This is a genomic window from Bordetella hinzii LMG 13501, from assembly GCF_001548475.1.
Taxonomy (GTDB): Bacteria; Pseudomonadota; Gammaproteobacteria; order Burkholderiales; family Burkholderiaceae_B; genus Bordetella; species Bordetella hinzii.
Genome location: NZ_LRUJ01000011.1, coordinates 121,605 through 138,359, shown reverse-complemented (window position 1 = coordinate 138,359; position 16,755 = coordinate 121,605). Strand labels below are relative to the sequence as shown.

The window sequence follows — 16,755 nt, the reverse complement described above, 5'->3', positions numbered from 1 at the left end:
CATGAAGACCGGTGGCGATTTCTGGCGCGACCCGGCCCTGCCCTATGCGGAGAGCCGGCGCGCCTGCGACAGCCGGGCGGCCTATCGGCCGCATAGCCATGCCACCTGGTCCATAGGCGCGGTCGATGCCGGCCGCAGCCGCTTTCATGGCGCCGGCCCCGAAGCCCTGTTGCTGGAGCCCGGCACGGTGGTCATCGTGCCCGCGGGCCAAGTCCACGCCTGCAACCCCGAGCCGCGCCAGGCCTGGAGCTACCAGATGCTGCATCTGGATGCCGCCTGGGTCGATGCCATCCTGCCGGCCGGCACCGCCATCCGGGTATTGCGCGAGCCCTGGGCCTATCGTCTTTTCTGCCAGACCAATACGCTGCTGTTCTCGCACGCCAGCCCGGCCCTGAAAGAAAACGCGCTCATCGAATTGGTAGCCAAGCTGCATGGCGCGCCGGCCCAGATCCTATCTCACCCGCGCACCCCACGCGGGCTGTCCGGGCTTATCGCGGCCTTGCGCGAACAAGCCGCCGCGCCCCCCGCGCTCGGCGAGCTCGCCCGGCAGGCCGGGATGAGCCGCTATCAGCTGATCCGGACCTTCCGCAAGCTGACCGGCCTGCCTCCCCACGCCTGGATACTGGACCAGCGCATCATCCAGGCACGCGAACATCTGCGCGCCGGACGGCCCCTGGCCGAGGTTGCGCTGGAGCTGGGTTTTGCCGACCAAAGCCATTTCCAGCGCGTATTCAAGGCGCATACCGCCACGACCCCCGGCCATTACCGCGCGGCCGGCTGAGGCCGCGCAATTTCCTTCAATACGGACATGGCCGCCGGAAGGCAGACTGGCGTGTCTTGTGCGCCCAGGTCCGTCATGCCTTCCTTCCTGCTCATTGCCTCTGCCCATTTCCTGGCCTTGCTCTCGCCGGGTCCCGATTTCTTCCTGGTGGCGCGCAGCGCGCTGGCCGCCGGCTGGCGCACGGCCAGCGGCGCCTGCCTGGGCATCGCCCTGGCCAATGGGCTGTTCATCGTGCTGGCGTTCGGGGGCGTATCCAGCCTGCGCGACGGCGGCTTGCTGTTTCGGGGCCTGCAGGCCGCCGGCGGCGCCTATCTGGTCTACCTCGGCCTGCTTTTCCTGCGCCACGCCGGACGCACGCCGCTGGACGGCCAGGGCAAGGCCGCGGGCTCGTGGTGGCGCGCGCTCGGCATGGGCTTGTTCTCGGGCGTGTTGAACCCCAAGAACGCGCTCTTCTATGCCAGCCTGGCCACGCTCCTGGCGCCCGGCCTTTCGCCGGGCCGCCAGGCTGCCTATGGCCTGTGGATGTTTGGCGTGGTGCTGGGCTGGGACCTGCTGGTGGCGGTCCTGATCAGCCGGCCGCGGGTGCTGCGCCGCTTCGGCCGGATGCTGCCCTGGCTGGAGCGTGGCTGCGGGCTGATTCTGGGTGCCATGGGCGCGGGCTTGCTGGCGAGCCTGGCCCTCGCCTTCTGATTGCCGCGCCCCGGGCGCGCTCAGCCCAGCACATCCGCCACTGCCCGCTCGCCGATGGCCAAGCCTACCGTCATGCCCACGCCTGAATGCATGACCGCCACCGTGGTCTGCGCATCGGCCCGCATGACGGAGTAAGGCGCCGGGCCATGGGCGCCATAGACGCCCTGCCAGCGCTCCAACACCCGCAGGCGGGCGCCCAGCGCCTGCTGGGCCAGCGCCAGGAGCGCATCATCGATCGCCTCGTCATTGAAGGGCGGCGCGTCCGCGCCGTAGCGATGCGAATCGCCCACGATCAATTCGCCATAAGGCGTGGGGCTGATAAGCAGATGAATGCCCTCGCGCATCAGGAAGGGGCTGCGCGCCTCGAAGAGCGCTCGCAGGCGTTGCGCGCTGGGCAGATCCGAAAACGCGCCATAGTGCACGCAGGACAGCCCCGTCAATAGCGGCATGTCGAGGCTGAAAGCCTGTCCGGCAAACGCCGCGCGCAGCATCTGCAGGCGCGAGACCTCCAGGTCCAGGGGGGCGAACAGTTCCGGCCATAGTGTCAGGTAATCGTGTCCCGGGCAGACGAAAACATGGCGCGCGCGCAGATTCCCCGCGGTGGTATGGACCTCGCCGCCCTCGGCGCGGCGCGCCAGCGTGCCATCGATGACCCGCACGCCCATGTCTTCGGCCAGGTGGCGCGTGATGGCGGGCAAGGCCTCGCGCGAATAGATCTGCAGATCGTCGGTGCCGCGCAGGGCCGCGCAATGATGATCCAGGCGGCCGCCATAGAAGGCGCCGAGTTCGCGGCCACTGAGCAACTGGGCCGCATAGCCTTCAGTCTGCAGGCGCTCGCTGGCGAACTCTTCCAGCACGTCGCGCTCGTGCGCGTTGCGGGCCAGCACCAGGCAGCCGTTGGCCCGCACATGAAAACCCGCCTGCCCGGCGAGCTGCAGCCACAAGGCGCGTGTCTGGCGCGCCAGGCCGGCCATTTCGCCGGGCGCCTGGCCGGTCACCAGGACCTGGCCGAAGTTGCGGATGGTGGCGCCATGTGCCTGGCGGGCGCGTTCGACCACCGCCACGGACAGGCCGCGGCGGGCGCAAGCCCAGGCATGGGCCATCCCCAGCATTCCGCCGCCGACGACGACGGCATCAAAATCTCTCATTGCAATATCCCGTATCGACATGGGCGGGCGCGTCCCCGGCCGCGCCCGCCACGGCTGACTTACTTCTTCTTCGGCTCGGACTTGCTGTCGTAGCGCTTGGTCCACTCGGCGATGATGCGGTCGCGCTGCGTGGCGGCCCACACGAAATCGTTCTTGATCATGCGCGAAGCCAGGTCGGTCGGCAGATTGGGATTGGAGGTCGCTACCGAAGGAATGGCCAGCACGGCGAAATTGGCCTTGTACAGTTCATTGGCGGCGCGGCTGGCCGAGAAATCCGCCACCTTGCGCGCCGCGTCGGCATTCTTGGTGCCGCGCACGATGGCGGTAGCCTCCACTTCCCAGCCCAGCCCCTCGGAGGGAAAGATGGGCTGGACCGGAGCGCCGTCGGCCTTGAGCTTGGCGGCGCGGTAATCAAAGGACACGCCGATGGGGAACTCGCCCGAAGCCGCCAGGTTGCAAGGCTTGGAACCCGAATGCGTGTAGCTGCCGATGTTCTTGTGCAAAGCGTCCATGAACGCCCAGCCCTTGTCTTCGCCGAAGATCTGCAGCCAGGCGCTGACGTCCAGAAAGCCCGTGCCCGAAGAGGCGGGATTGGGCATCACGATCTTGCCGGCATACTCGGGACGGGTGAGGTCCTGCCAGGACTTGGGCTCCGGCAGATTCTGCTTCTTGGCCTCCACGGTATTGAAGCAGATCGCCGCGGCGAAGGCGTCCATGCCCACCCAGGCGGGCACGGGCTTGGCATCGCGCATCTGCGGCGAGATCTGATCCAGGCCTTTGGGCGCATAGGGTTCCAGCATCCCTTCCTTGTCCATCAGGCCCAGCGAGGTGCCGGCCAACCCCCAGATTACGTCGGCCTTGGGATTGTTCTTCTCGGCCAGCAACTTGGCGGTGATGATGCCGGTGGAGTCGCGCACCCACTGGATCTTGATGTCGGGATACTCGCGCTCGAAGGCGGCCTGGTAGGCCTTGATCTGGTCGGCTTCGAGGGCGGTGTAGACGGTCAGCGTGGTCTGCTGCGCCATCACGGGCGCGGCGGCCAGGGCCAGCAGGCCGACGGCGCGGCGCGCGAGCAGGTGAAATTCAGGCATGGTTCAACTCCGGTAGAGGGCAGGGGAAACTCAGGGCCGTTCGCCGCGCGCCAGGCGGGCCGAGATATCGCTCAGCACGCCGGGCAGCCCGGCCACGGTATCGATGAAATAGTGCGGTTCGGCGGCGGCGAAGGCCTGGCGCGCGCGCTCGCGGGCCGCGGCGCGGCCCGCCTCGTCCAGCGACCGGTAGGCATCCAGGCCGAGGCCGGCGGCGTTGCCCGACAGCAGCAGCCCCACCGACCACATGCCGGCGCGCCGGCCCTCCTCGACACCTACGCCGGTGTCATCGACTTTGACGCAGCCGGCCACATCATCGATGCCCAGGGCGACGGCGCTCTTGAGCGCCATGCCGGGTGCGGGACGCGCGCGCGGCACCTCGTCGCTGGCCACGACCGTTTCGATCTCGATGCCGCCGGCACGGGCGCGCTCCAGCACCCGGTCCATCACCGACGCCGGATAGCCCGAGCAGGATCCGATCTTCAGGCCGCGTGCGCGCAGCTCGCGCAAGACATCCGGCGCGCCAGGGATCACATCCGAGTACTGGGCGACCTTCTCCCGCTGCATCGGCAGGAAACGCTCATAGATGGCGGTGACCGCGGCGTCGTCGGGCAGCACGCCGAAGCGCTGCCGATACTGTTGCGCGATGTCCGGCTCGTTGCATAGGGCACGGATGTGGTCCCACTTGCCCAGGCCCATGGGGCCGCGCGCCTGCTCCAGGCTGAGCGAGACGCCAAACTGCGCGAAGGCCTCGACAAACACCCGCGTGGGCGCAAAAGAGCCGAAGTCGACCAGCGTTCCGGCCCAGTCGAAGATGACCGCCTCAAGACGGGTAGGAAGAGCGTTCATGGCATATCCAAGGTAAGCAAAAAAGGAGTTCAATCGCGCGGGGCCATGCGCCAATCCTGCGTGCGTCGCAGCAACGCGCGGCTGGCGCCATGCAGCAGCAGCGACACCACGGCGGAACTGGCCATGATCACGGTGCACATGGCGGCCGCCGGGCCGATGAAGCCGGCGTCGTCCATATTGAGCACAGCCACGGCCGCCAGGACCGTTGAAGGGCTGTAGAGAAAGACCACGGCCGAGACCGTGGTCATGGCCGACACGAAGAGGTAGCGCGCCGTGGCGAGCACGGCCGGCAGGCACATGGGCAGCGTCACGCGCCAGAAGGTCAGCAGCGCGGGCACCTTCAGCGCCGCCGAGGCCGCCTCGAACTCCGGGTCCAGCGCGCCCAGCGCGGTCACGGCGGTCAGGTGCGCACTGGTGTAGAAATGCACCACCGTACAGATGACCAGCAGGGCCATGGTGCCGTACAGGCCGCCCAGCGGATTGAGCGGACTGTTGAAAAAGAAGATGTAGCCCAGGCCCAGCACCAGCCCGGGCACGGCCATCGGCGTGAGCGCCAGCAGGCTGACCAGGCCGCGCAGCGGGCGGGCCACGCCGCGCGCCGGCAGTTTCTCTATCATCCAGGCGCCGCCGAAAACCAGGGCAGTGCCGATGACGGCGGTCAACGCCGCCAGCGTGAGGCTGTTGCGCCAGGCCAGCCAACCGCCGCCATCCATATTGTCGAAGTCATAGGAGCGCAGCGACAGCGACAGGTTGTAGGGCCACATCTTGATGAAGGAGGCCCAGACCGCCACGCCCACCAGCGCCGCCAGCATCAGCGCGATGCATCCGCCGGCCAGCAGGAAGGACAGGTCGCGCGCGCCGTGCCGGCCGGGCGCATAGCGCTGCGACCGGCCCGTCAGGCCGGCGCCCTGGCGGGTGCGCAGGCGGCGGTCCAGCAAGAAGGTGAGCACCGCCGGGATCAGCAGCATCAGGCCGATGGCCGCGCCTTTGGAGAAGTTCTGTTGGCCGACTACGGCCTTGTAGGCCTCCACGGCCAGCACGTTGTAATCGCCCCCCACCACCTTGGGCACGCCGAAGTCCGTCACCGCCAGGGTGAAGACCAGGCAGCATGCCGAAAACACGGCGTAGCGCGTGCCGGGCAAGGTCACCGTCAGAAAGGTGCGCAAGGGTCCCGCCCCCATGGCGCGCGCCGCGTCATACAGACGGCCGTCGGCCAGCGTCAGTCCCGTGACCAGGATCATCAGCGCATGCGGAAAGGTGTAAAACACCTCGCCGGCCACGATGCCCCAGAAACCATAGATGGTGGCGCCGCCCGTCCAGGTCTTGAGCAGGCCTTGGTTGCCCAATAGATAGATGAGCGCGATGCCCGGCAGCAGCGAAGGCGCCAGCAGCGGCAAGAGCGCCAGCATGCGCAACAGGCCCTTGAAGGGCATGAGCGTGCGCGTCAGGCCGTAGGCATAGCAATAGGCGCAGGGCACGACCACGGCGGCGGTCGTCAAGCCCACCGCCAGGCTGCGCCCCACCATGGCCAGGAAGTCGCTCTGCAGCACGATGTCGCGCATGAGGGCCAGGCCGCCCTGCTCGCCCATGGCCGCGCGCGCCAGGATAGCCGCCAGGGGCAAGGCCAGGCAGATCACCAGCGCCAGGGCATAGCTGCCCTGGCCGGCCAGGGCGGCCCAACGGCCTATCCAGCCGGGCAGGCGGCGCCGGGCGGGCACCTGAAGGCGTTCGGGCGAGGGCTTGCCCGCCGACACCGCGGCCGGGGCTTCAAGCGTAGGAACGTAGCGCATCACGCGGCAGCTCCACCCAGCACCGGCCGGCAGCGTATTGATCCAGCAGCGCATCGCCCGCCTGCGGCGGGACGATGGCCTGCAACACTTGTCCGGGCATCCCGTCGATGCGCAAGGTCAGGCGATAGTTGCTGCCCAGGAATACCCCATCCTGCACCTCGGCAAGAAAGGTATTGGCCGAAGGCAGCCCGCCGGATTCGGCCAGGCGTATGGCTTCGGGCCGCAAGAACAGACGTCCGCGCTCAGCGGCCGGCGCTTCATTCACTTCCAGCACCTGACGGCCGACGCGCACATGGCCGGCATCGATGCGCTCATAACCCAGCCAGTTGGCCTCGCCCACGAAATCGGCGATGAAAGCCGTGGCCGGGCGGCGATACAGTTCGCGCGGTGTGCCGAACTGTTCGATGCGCCCGCCGTTCATGACCGCGATACGGTCGGCCATCTCCATGGCCTCGTCCTGGTCGTGAGTCACCATGAGCGTGGTGATGGCCAGCCGGCGCTGCAGCGCGCGCAGCTCGGCGCGCAGATGCGTGCGCACCCGGGCGTCCAGCGCCGACATGGGCTCATCCAGCAACAACAGCGACGGCGCCGGCGCCAGCGCGCGCGCCAGCGCCACACGTTGCTGCTGGCCGCCGGACAACTGCCCGGGGTATTGGCCGGCCGCGCCGCTCAGCCCGACCAGGTCCAGCATTTCCTCCACGCGCGCGGCGACGCGCTGGCGATGGGCGCGCTGGCCGCTCAGGCCATAGGCGACGTTCTGCGCGACGGTCAAGTTGGGAAACAGCGCATAGGACTGGAACAGGATGCCGTAGTCGCGCTCGGCCGGCGCGGCGCGCGAGATATCACGGCCGGACAGGACGATGCTGCCGCTATCCTGGGGGTCCAGGCCGGCAATGGCGCGCAGCAACGTGGTCTTGCCGCAGCCCGATGGGCCCAGCAGGCAGACCAGTTCCCCGGCGCATATATCCAGCGACACATCCGCGAGCGCGGTATGGCCGCCATAGCGCTTCCCGAGATTGCGCACCGACAGAAATGTGTCGTCGGCTAGGCTCATTACCCCTCCCTACTGATGCGGTTTCTTGCCTGGCCGCCAGTATCGGGAGCTTGCATGGACTGTCTATGACAGTTCGCGCAAATGCAGTAATGAAATCATCAAAATATTTTGGTCTACTGGCCTACCTTGCCGCCACTTCGGACACGCCGCGCGCGTGCCATCGCCTTTGCTCGTCGCCGAACTCAAATCCTTTTATGCCGTCGCCCGCTGCGGATCCGTCACCAAGGCGGCCGCGCAGCTGGGAGTAAGCCAGCCCACCGTGACAGGCCAATTACGCCAGCTTGAATCCCGCTACGGTATCGAACTCTTTTATCGCCAGGGCCGCTCATTGCGCCTGTCGGATGCCGGCCACCGGCTCATGCCGCTGGTCGAACAGCTGATGCTCCAGGAAAGCGAGATTGAATTCCGCCTGCGCGATGCTTGCGAACTGCGCGAAGGCAATCTGCGCATCGGCGCCACCGGCCCCTTCTACATCATGGACACGGTCAGGCGCTACAACGAGCGCTACCCTGGCATAGAACTGCAGCTGACCATAGGCAATTCGCAAAGCATGCTGCAGGCCCTGCACGAATATCGCATCGAGATCGCGACCTCCTCCTACGCCACGGAGGACAAGCATCTCTACCGGCGCACGATCGCCGCCGACCCCTTGCGCGTGGTGGTGCACCGCGAACATCCGCTGGCCGACCGCGCCTCGGTCTCGCTGGCCGATCTGCGGCCCTATACCCTGCTGCTGCGCGAGCCCGGCTCCATGACCCGGCAATTGACCGAGCAGGCCCTGGCCGAGGCCGGCGTGACGCCCGCCACGATACTCGAAATCGGCAGCCGCGAATCCATCCGCCAGGCCGTGTTGTGCAATCTGGGTCTGAGCCTGATACCGGCCCGCGAGGCGCCCGCCCATCCTCAACTGGCCGCGCTGGAGCTCTCGGGCACGCGCATCATGATGCATGAGTATCTCTATTGCCTGCGCGAGCGCCAGCCCGTGCAGCTGATCGCACGCTTCCTGGAGCTGGCGCCGCAAACCTAGGCGGGACGCCGCCGCCCGGACCGCCTGCCCAAAAAAAAGCCCGGCCTGGGCCGGGCACCGCGCCGGCCGCCTGCGGCAGGCGGCCGGGGACTGCGATCAGCGCTTCGGGACGTTGCGCACGACCGAGCCGGTGTAGAGCTGGCGCGGACGGCCGATCTTGTAATCGGGATCGGACAGCATTTCGTTCCACTGGGCGATCCAGCCCACCGTGCGGGCCAGCGCGAAGATGGCCGTGAACAGCGAGGTCGGGATGCCGATGGCGCGCTGCACGATGCCCGAGTAGAAGTCCACGTTGGGGTAGAGCTTACGCTGCACGAAATAGTCGTCCTCGAGAGCGATGCGCTCCAGCTCCATGGCCAGCTTGAACAGCGGGTCGTTTTCCAGGCCCAGGGCACCCAGCACTTCCTTGCAGGTTTCCTGCATCAGCTTGGCCCGCGGGTCGTAGTTCTTGTAGACGCGGTGGCCAAAGCCCATCAGGCGCACGCCCGAGTTCTTGTCCTTGACCTTTTCCATGAACTCGCCGACCTTGGCCACGCCGCCGTTGGCTTGCAGTTCTTCGAGCATCTGCAGGCAGGCTTCGTTGGCGCCGCCATGGGCCGGACCCCACAGGCACGCCACGCCGGCGGCGATGGCGGCAAAGGGGTTGGTGCCCGAGGAGCCGCACAGGCGCACGGTCGAGGTCGAGGCGTTCTGCTCGTGATCGGCGTGCAGGATGAAGATGCGGTCCAGCGCGCGCTCGACCACTTCGTTGACCTTGTATTCTTCGCACGGCGTGGCGAACATCATGCGCAGGAAGTTGCCGGTGTACGACAGGTCGTTCTGCGGATAGATGAAGGGCTGGCCTTGCGAATACTTGTACGCCATGGCGACCAGCGTCGGCATCTTGGCGATCAGGCGGATCGCGGAGATGTGGCGATGCTGGGCGTTGGTGATGTCGGTGGAATCGTGATAGAAGGCCGACAGCGCGCCCACCAGGCCGGTCAGCACGGCCATCGGGTGGGCATCGCGGCGGAAGCCGCGCAGGAAGAAATGCAGCTGCTCGTTGACCATCGTGTGATGGGTCACTTGCGAGTCGAAGTCGGTCTTCTGTTCACCGTTGGGCAGGTCGCCGTTCAGGATCAGGTAGCAGATGTCGAGGAAGTCGCAGTTGACGGCCAGCTGTTCGATCGGATAGCCGCGATACAGCAGCTCGCCCTTGTCGCCGTCGATATAAGTGATGCCCGAGGAAGTCGCGGCGGTCGACATGAAGCCGGGGTCATAGGTGAACATGCCCGTCTGGCCATACAGCTTGCGGATGTCGATGACATCCGGGCCGAGGGTGCCCTTGTACACCGGGAGTTCGATAGGTGCGCTGCCATCCGATAGGGATAGAGTGGCTTTTTTGTCAGACAGGTTCATCGCTGTTTCCTCGTAATGAATCAGAGCTCTCGCATCCGGGCAATGATGGCGCGCAGCCTCGGGGTGTCCAATGCCCCCTCCGGCTCCTTGCGCGCCAGCAGCAGATCGAGCAGATCATTATCTCCAAGCTCGAAGAGCTGCGTCAGCGCCGATACGTCTTCGTCGGTAAGCTGGAGTTCATTGGCATCCAGGTACCGGGTGATGATGAGGTCATTCTCGAGCAAGCCACGGCGCGCACGCCAGCGTAGCCGAGCCCTTTGCAGTTCCGTGAGCTTGCTCATTGAAGGCCTTCGATACTAATAAGCACTAGACCGTACGCCGGACCATCAGTTCCTTGATCTTGCCGATCGCCTTGGTCGGGTTCAGTCCCTTGGGACAGACGTCGACACAGTTCATGATCGTGTGGCAGCGGAACAGGCGGTACGGGTCTTCCAGGTTGTCCAGACGGCGGCCGGTGGCTTCGTCGCGGCTGTCGGCGATGAAGCGGTAGGCTTGCAGCAGGCCGGCGGGGCCGACGAACTTGTCCGGATTCCACCAGAACGAGGGGCAGGAGGTCGAGCAGCAGGCGCACAGAATGCACTCGTACAGGCCGTCCAGCTCTTCACGCGCTTCCGGCGACTGCAGGCGCTCGCGCTCGGGCGGCGGCGTGTCGTTGATCAGGAAGGGACTGACCGAGTGGTACTGGTTGAAGAAGTGCGTCATGTCCACGATCAGGTCGCGGATCACGGGCAGGCCGGGCAGCGGCTTCAGGACGATGGGTTCCTTCAGTTCGCGCAGGTTGGTCGTGCAGGCCAGGCCGTTCTTGCCATTGATGTTCATGGCGTCGGAGCCGCAGACACCCTCGCGGCAGGACCGGCGCAGGGCCAGGCTGTCGTCGACGTCGTTCTTGATGCGCACCAGCGCATCGAGCAGCATCTTGTCGGTCGGCTGGAGCTCGACTTCCAGCTTCTGCATATAGGGACGCTCGTCCTTGTCCGGATCGTAGCGGTAGATTTCGAATTTAACGATTCGTTTGGTGCTCATACCGGCATCCTGCTTAGAAAGTACGGGCCTTGGGCGGGAAGGATTCGACCGTCAGAGGCTTCATCTGAACCGGCTTGTAGTCCAGGCGGCTGCCTTCGGAATACCAGAGCGTGTGCTTGAGCCAGTTTTCGTCGTCGCGGTTCGGGAAGTCGTTCAGGGCGTGCGCGCCACGGCTTTCGGTGCGGTTGGCGGCCGACTTGATGGTGGCGCGGGCCACTTCGGTCATGTTGGCCAGCTCCAGCGCCTCGACGCGGGCGGTGTTGAACACCTTGGACTTGTCCTTGAAGTAGATGCTGCCGGCCACCTTGGCCAGGTCTTCGATCTGCTGGACGCCTTCGTTGAGCAGGTCCAGCGTGCGGAACACGCCGCAGTGACGCTGCATCGACATGCGGATGGCGTTGGCCACGTCCTGGGTCTTTTCCCCGGAGGTGCGCGATTCCAGCTTGTTGACGCGGTCCATCGAGAAGTCGACGGCTCCCTTGGGCACCGGCTTGTGGGCGTGCTGGCGCTCGGGATGCGAGTTGACGATGTGGTTGCCCGTGGCGCGGCCGAACACGATCAGGTCCAGCAGCGAGTTGGTGCCCAGGCGGTTGGCGCCGTGCACCGACACCGCGGCGCATTCGCCGATGGCGTATAGACCGTTGACGATCTTGTTCTCGCCGTTGACGCGCTCGAGCACCTGGCCATGGTAGTTGGCCGGAATGCCGCCCATCTGATAGTGGATGGTCGGCACGACAGGGATCGGTTCCTTGATGGGATCGACGTTGCCGAACTTGATGGCGATTTCACGGATGGACGGCAGGCGCTTGTTGATCACGTCGGCACCGAGGTGATCGAGCTTGAGCACCACATAGCTGCCGTCCGGACCGCAGCCGCGGCCTTCCTTGATTTCCTGGTCCATCGAGCGCGACACGAAGTCGCGCGGCGCCAGGTCCTTCAGGGTGGGCGCATAACGCTCCATGAAGCGCTCGCCGTCCTTGTTCAGCAGGATGCCGCCTTCGCCGCGCACGCCTTCCGTGATCAGCACGCCCGCGCCGGCCACGCCGGTGGGGTGGAATTGCCAGAACTCCATGTCCTGCAGCGGAATGCCCGCGCGCGCCGCCATGCCCAGGCCGTCACCGGTGTTGATGAAGGCGTTGGTCGAGGCCGCCCAGATGCGGCCGGCGCCGCCGGTGGCCAGCACCGTGGTCTTGGCTTCGAGGATGTAGATGTCGCCGGTTTCCATTTCCAGGGCGGTCACGCCCACGACATCGCCCTCTTCGTTGCGCAGCAGGTCCAGGGCCATCCACTCGACGAAGAACTTCGTGCGGGCGGCGACGTTGCGCTGGTAGAGCGTGTGCAGCAGGGCGTGGCCGGTCCGGTCGGCCGCGGCACAGGCGCGCTGCACGGGCTTCTCGCCGAAGTTGGCGGTGTGGCCGCCGAAGGGGCGCTGGTAGATGGTGCCGTCCGGATTGCGGTCAAACGGCATGCCGAAGTGCTCCAGCTCGTAGACGGCATTGGGCGCTTCGCGGCACATGAACTCGATGGCATCCTGGTCGCCCAGCCAGTCCGACCCCTTGACGGTGTCATACATGTGCCAGTACCAGTTGTCTTCGCTCATGTTGCCCAGCGAGGCGCTCACGCCGCCCTGCGCGGCAACGGTGTGCGAGCGCGTGGGGAACACTTTGGACAGGACCGCCACCGACAGTCCCGCCTGGGACAGTTGCAGCGAACAGCGCATGCCGGCTCCGCCGGCGCCCACGACCACCACGTCAAATTGGCGGCGCGGCAATGAATTCATGACAGCGACCACGGCTTAGATTCTCCAGATGATTTGCGCGAAGTACACGACCGTGCCAACGAGCCAGAGGATGGTCAGCACTTGCAGCAGCAGGCGAACACCCACCGGCCGTACATAATCCATCCAGATGTCGCGCACGCCGATCCAGGCATGCCAGGCCAGCGCAAAGAAAGCGAGCGAGGCCAGGATCTGGCCCAGGGGAAGAGCGAACACATGGAAGGTGAACAGGGCCTTCCAGTTTTCATAGGTGTAGGCCGGCATGACCAGCAGGCCGATGATCAGCACCAGGGTGTAGACGGCCATGATGATGGCCGTCAGGCGCTGGGCGATGAAATCCACCGTGCCGTAGTGCGCGCCGACGACGAGGCGCTTGGGGCCGAAGTTCTTGGTGTCTTGCATTACAGGACTCCGAACAATTTGAGAGCGAACACCAGGGTCAGGACCAGGCTGACCGCGAACACGGCCGCGGCGCTCTTGCGGCTCGAAGCCTTGTCGATGCCGATGTGCAGATCGAGGACCAGGTAGCGGATGCCGGCACAGAAGTGATGCAGATAGCCCCAGATCAACACCAGGAGCACGAGCTTGACCAGGGGATTGGCCGCATATTGGGCCACTTGCGCAAAGCTTTCCGGCGAGGTCACGCTAGCCGCGAACAGCGGCACGATGACCAAGGGCAGACAGAGAAAGAGCAAGGCGCCGCTGACGCGATGCAGGATGGACAGTTTGCCGGCCAGGGGCAGGCGGTAACTGAGGATTTGCGGAACGCTGATATTGCGAAACTGTGGACGCGGCTTGGCAGCTGAGTCGGACATGACGGCCTCGGTGTTTCGGAACTAGGGAATCGTGACGGCGGAAACGCCATTGCCCAAATGGGCAAACAAGCTATTTTCGCTCAGAGAGCGGGTTCGTATCAAATCGTAGGGAAAAAGCTCATCAATTCAAACTATTGCGGTAGTGATAGTGATCGGTAAGGTACAGCCCGCGGCGCACTTCCATGGGCCTGTCGCCATAGGTGTACGAAATGCGGTCCACCTGCAGAAGCGGTGTACCCGGCGTAACGTGCAGCAACGCGGCAACCTCTTCGGAGGCCGCCACGGCACGGATTTTTTCGTCGGCACGGACCATGCTGACGCCGAACTCGGATTCGAACAAGCCGTAGAGCGGCACCCGGTTGGCCTTGAGCAGGTCCAGCGTCAGGCCGCGGAACGCCGCGCCGGGCACCCAGATATCGTCGATGATGACCGGCGCGTGGTTCATGGCCAGCTGCCGCCGGATGGAAACCACGGTTTCGCCGGCCCGCAGCTCCAGGGCGCGGGCGATCTCGGCCGGGGCTCTGATCCGCCGGCATTCCAGGACGTGGTTTTCGGCCCGCCCGCCCTCGCCGGCCTCGTCGGGCGCCAGGCGCAGAAAGCGGTAGCGCACACGGGCCTCGTGATGCGTGGCCACGAAGGTGCCCTTGCCCTGGCGGCGCAGCAGCATGTGCTCGGCGGCCAATTCGTCGACAGCCTTGCGCACCGTGCCCTGGCTTACCTGGAAGCGGGCGGCGAGATCGATTTCGGAGGGGATGAGTTCGCCGGGTTTCCATTCGCCTCGCTCGAGGCTCTGGACCAGCAGATCCTTGATCTGGCGATACAGCGGACTGAAAGCCGCGCCCTCGCCCGCCTGCCGGGCAGTGCGGGTACGTAGCGGAGAGTCGGGCCGGGGATCTGCCATGGATCGTCTTGAATTCTTCATATTTGCCCGGCCTGCCGGGGACGGACCCGAAGCGTTACGCTAGGACCTGCCTGCTTGGAGGCCGACAGCGCGAATGCGGGCTGGCCCGGTGTCGGGCAAACGCATTATTGTGGCACAAGCCCGCCCATTATGTCCAACGTCTTATGTCTTATATAAGATATAAGATAAATTGACGCAGGGGTAAATTCGATCTAGGATTTCGGGCTGTCGGAGCGCCGTGCCAGACCGAGTTCGGCGGGCTCCAAGGATTACACTGTCTGGCGCGATTCATCTCGCCCGTCCATATTTGGAGAACATACATGTCTAAGCCCGCCATGCGAGTCGCCGTCACCGGCGCCGCCGGCCAAATTGGTTACGCCCTGCTGTTCCGCATCGCCTCCGGCGAAATGCTCGGCAAGGACCAGCCGGTCATCCTGCAACTGCTCGAAATCCCCGACGAGAAGGCCCAGAAGGCGCTCAAGGGCGTGATCATGGAGCTCGAAGACTGCGCCTTCCCGCTGCTGCAGGAAGTCACCGCCCACAGCGATCCGAAGACCGCCTTCAAGGACGCCGACGTGGCCCTGCTGGTCGGCGCCCGTCCGCGCGGCCCCGGCATGGAGCGCAAGGACCTGCTGACCGTCAACGCCCAGATCTTCACCGCCCAGGGCCGCGCCCTGAACGAAGTGGCCAGCCGCAACGTCAAGGTGCTGGTGGTCGGCAACCCGGCCAACACCAACGCCTACATCGCCATGAAGTCGGCGCCGGACCTGCCCGCCAAGAACTTCACCGCCATGCTGCGCCTGGACCACAACCGCGCCCTGTCGCAACTGGCCGCCAAGTCCGGCAAGGCCGTGGCCGGCATCGAGAAACTGGTCGTCTGGGGCAACCACTCGCCCACGATGTACCCGGACTATCGCTTCGCCACCGTTGACGGCCAGCCGCTGGCCAAGCTGATCAACGACGAAACCTGGAACCGCGACGTGTTCATCCCCACCGTGGGCAAGCGCGGCGCCGCCATCATCGAAGCCCGTGGCCTGTCCTCGGCCGCGTCGGCCGCCAACGCCGCCATCGACCACGTCCGCGACTGGGTCCTGGGCAGCAATGGCAAGTGGGTCACCATGGGCATCCCCTCGGACGGCTCCTACGGCATCCCCGAAGGCATCATCTATGGTTTCCCCGTCACCACGGCCAACGGCGAATACACCATGATCAAGGATCTGGAAGTCGACGCCTTCTCCCGCGAGCGCATGGACTTCACCCTGAAGGAACTGCTCGAAGAGCGTGACGGCATCAAAGACCTGCTGAAGTAATTCAGCCTGTTCCGGATTGGGCCCGCTTGCGCGGGCCCAATTTCCAGGAGCCTGTGCCGGAGCATCAGTGTGTCTCTTTCGATTGTCGCCAAGGGGACAGAGTTATTTTCCGGACGCCGCTAGGGTGTGGCCAAAGCCGCCCCCTTGCACAAAAAGAAGCCGCCTGGCCCCGCGAGGCAGGCCACAACATCACTCGGAGACCCCAAACATGTCCAGACCCGACTCTCCCGGCGCCCTCTTTCGCCGCGCGCTGGCCCAAGAGCAGCCGCTGCAGATCATCGGCGCCATCAACGCCAATCACGCCCTGCTGGCCAAGCGCGCCGGCTACCGCGCGATCTATCTTTCCGGCGGCGGCGTGGCGGCGGGCTCCCTGGGCCTGCCCGACCTCGGCATCAACACCCTTGATGACGTGCTCACCGATGTGCGCCGCATCACGGACGTCTGCGACCTGCCCCTGCTGGTGGACATCGACACCGGCTTCGGCCCCTCGGCCTTCAATATCGGCCGCACGGTCAAGAGCCTGATCAAGTTCGGCGCGGCCGCCTGCCATATCGAGGACCAGGTCGGCGCCAAGCGCTGCGGCCACCGCCCGGGCAAGGAAATCGTCAGCACCGAGGAGATGGCCGACCGCGTCAAGGCGGCCGCCGATGCGCGCACCGACAGCGACTTCTACCTGATCGCGCGCACGGACGCCATCGCCTCGCATGGCGTGGACGCCGCCATCGAGCGCGCCCTGGCCTGCGTCGAGGCTGGCGCCGATGCCATCTTCGCCGAGGCCGCCTACGACCTGGCCACCTACCGCCGCTTCGTCGACGCCGTGAAAGTACCGGTCCTCGCCAACATCACCGAATTCGGCAAGACGCCGCTGTTCACGGTCGAGGAACTCAAGAGCGCCGGCGTGGGCATGGTCCTCTATCCGCTGTCGGCCTTCCGCGCGATGAACAAGGCCGCCGAAGCCGTCTATGAAGCCATCCGCCGCGACGGCCACCAGAAGAATGTGCTGGACCTGATGCAGACCCGCGACGAACTCTACGACCGTATCGGATACCACGCCTTCGAGTCGCAGCTGGATTCGCTGTTTGCCAAGGACAAGTCGAAGTAATG

17 protein-coding genes are annotated in these 16,755 nt (G+C 65.6%); 5 read left to right on the top strand and 12 right to left on the bottom strand.

Annotated elements, in window-relative coordinates; translation table 11 throughout:
• The first annotated feature begins 1 nt into the window (after position 1).
• Positions 2–781: an AraC family transcriptional regulator gene (locus AXA74_RS10130; protein ID WP_029578632.1), complete on the top strand. Its 780-nt coding sequence runs from the start codon at positions 2–4 to the stop codon at positions 779–781.
• A gap of 75 nt (positions 782–856) precedes the next feature.
• The gene (locus tag AXA74_RS10125; RefSeq protein ID WP_032978278.1) at positions 857–1,471 is read left to right on the top strand and encodes a LysE family translocator; all 615 of its coding nucleotides are present in this window, start codon (positions 857–859) and stop codon (positions 1,469–1,471) included.
• 20 nt (positions 1,472–1,491) lie between these two features.
• On the opposite strand, the gene AXA74_RS10120 is transcribed toward AXA74_RS10125, so the two are convergent.
• Genes AXA74_RS10120 through AXA74_RS10100 form a run of 5 tightly spaced genes read right to left on the bottom strand, consistent with a single transcriptional unit; the run spans position 1,492 to position 7,400 of the window.
• Positions 1,492–2,619, bottom strand: coding sequence for a TIGR03364 family FAD-dependent oxidoreductase (locus tag AXA74_RS10120; protein WP_032978282.1), 1,128 nt, complete (start codon positions 2,617–2,619; stop codon positions 1,492–1,494).
• Positions 2,620–2,678: 59 nt separating this feature from the next.
• Positions 2,679–3,710, bottom strand: a complete 1,032-nt coding sequence (locus tag AXA74_RS10115) for a putative 2-aminoethylphosphonate ABC transporter substrate-binding protein (RefSeq protein WP_032957179.1) — start codon at positions 3,708–3,710, stop codon at positions 2,679–2,681.
• A 30-nt stretch (positions 3,711–3,740) separates the two neighbouring features.
• Positions 3,741–4,556, bottom strand: a complete 816-nt coding sequence (gene phnX, locus AXA74_RS10110; RefSeq protein ID WP_029578636.1) for a phosphonoacetaldehyde hydrolase — start codon at positions 4,554–4,556, stop codon at positions 3,741–3,743.
• Positions 4,557–4,585: 29 nt separating this feature from the next.
• Complete coding sequence (locus tag AXA74_RS10105; RefSeq protein WP_029578637.1) at positions 4,586–6,346, bottom strand: putative 2-aminoethylphosphonate ABC transporter permease subunit; 1,761 nt, start codon at positions 6,344–6,346, stop codon at positions 4,586–4,588.
• Entirely contained in the window at positions 6,324–7,400 is a 1,077-nt protein-coding gene (locus tag AXA74_RS10100) for a putative 2-aminoethylphosphonate ABC transporter ATP-binding protein (protein WP_029578638.1), read from the bottom strand. Before AXA74_RS10100 ends, AXA74_RS10105 begins: the two co-directional genes overlap by 23 nt.
• 166 nt (positions 7,401–7,566) lie before the next feature.
• Between AXA74_RS10100 and AXA74_RS10095 the strand changes: the two genes are divergently transcribed.
• Entirely contained in the window at positions 7,567–8,427 is an 861-nt protein-coding gene (locus AXA74_RS10095; protein WP_029578639.1) for a LysR family transcriptional regulator, read from the top strand.
• Positions 8,428–8,523: 96 nt separating this feature from the next.
• On the opposite strand, the gene AXA74_RS10090 is transcribed toward AXA74_RS10095, so the two are convergent.
• The 7 genes from AXA74_RS10090 to AXA74_RS10060 form a co-directional block, all read right to left on the bottom strand.
• A complete protein-coding gene (locus tag AXA74_RS10090; protein ID WP_029578640.1) occupies positions 8,524–9,825 on the bottom strand; it encodes a citrate synthase in 1,302 nt (433 codons plus the stop codon).
• 20 nt (positions 9,826–9,845) lie between these two features.
• Complete coding sequence (locus AXA74_RS10085) at positions 9,846–10,106, bottom strand: succinate dehydrogenase assembly factor 2 (RefSeq protein WP_029578641.1); 261 nt, start codon at positions 10,104–10,106, stop codon at positions 9,846–9,848.
• Positions 10,107–10,131: 25 nt separating this feature from the next.
• Positions 10,132–10,848 carry a succinate dehydrogenase iron-sulfur subunit gene (locus tag AXA74_RS10080; protein WP_029578642.1) on the bottom strand — a complete coding sequence of 239 codons (717 nt, stop codon included), beginning with the start codon at positions 10,846–10,848 and terminating at the stop codon, positions 10,132–10,134.
• Positions 10,849–10,861: 13 nt separating this feature from the next.
• Positions 10,862–12,640, bottom strand: coding sequence for a succinate dehydrogenase flavoprotein subunit (gene sdhA, locus AXA74_RS10075; RefSeq protein WP_032978285.1), 1,779 nt, complete (start codon positions 12,638–12,640; stop codon positions 10,862–10,864).
• A gap of 3 nt (positions 12,641–12,643) precedes the next feature.
• Positions 12,644–13,027 carry a succinate dehydrogenase, hydrophobic membrane anchor protein gene (sdhD, locus tag AXA74_RS10070; RefSeq protein ID WP_029578644.1) on the bottom strand — a complete coding sequence of 128 codons (384 nt, stop codon included), beginning with the start codon at positions 13,025–13,027 and terminating at the stop codon, positions 12,644–12,646.
• Entirely contained in the window at positions 13,027–13,440 is a 414-nt protein-coding gene (gene sdhC / locus AXA74_RS10065; protein WP_029578645.1) for a succinate dehydrogenase, cytochrome b556 subunit, read from the bottom strand. The genes sdhD and sdhC overlap by 1 nt, the downstream gene beginning before the upstream one ends.
• Before the next feature lie 121 nt (positions 13,441–13,561).
• Positions 13,562–14,341: a GntR family transcriptional regulator gene (locus AXA74_RS10060; protein ID WP_029578646.1), complete on the bottom strand. Its 780-nt coding sequence runs from the start codon at positions 14,339–14,341 to the stop codon at positions 13,562–13,564.
• 320 nt (positions 14,342–14,661) lie between these two features.
• Between AXA74_RS10060 and AXA74_RS10055 the strand changes: the two genes are divergently transcribed.
• Both AXA74_RS10055 and prpB read left to right on the top strand, forming a co-directional pair.
• Positions 14,662–15,651, top strand: coding sequence for a malate dehydrogenase (locus AXA74_RS10055; protein ID WP_029578647.1), 990 nt, complete (start codon positions 14,662–14,664; stop codon positions 15,649–15,651).
• A gap of 208 nt (positions 15,652–15,859) precedes the next feature.
• Complete coding sequence (prpB, locus tag AXA74_RS10050; RefSeq protein ID WP_032961929.1) at positions 15,860–16,753, top strand: methylisocitrate lyase; 894 nt, start codon at positions 15,860–15,862, stop codon at positions 16,751–16,753.
• Positions 16,754–16,755 lie beyond the last annotated feature (2 nt).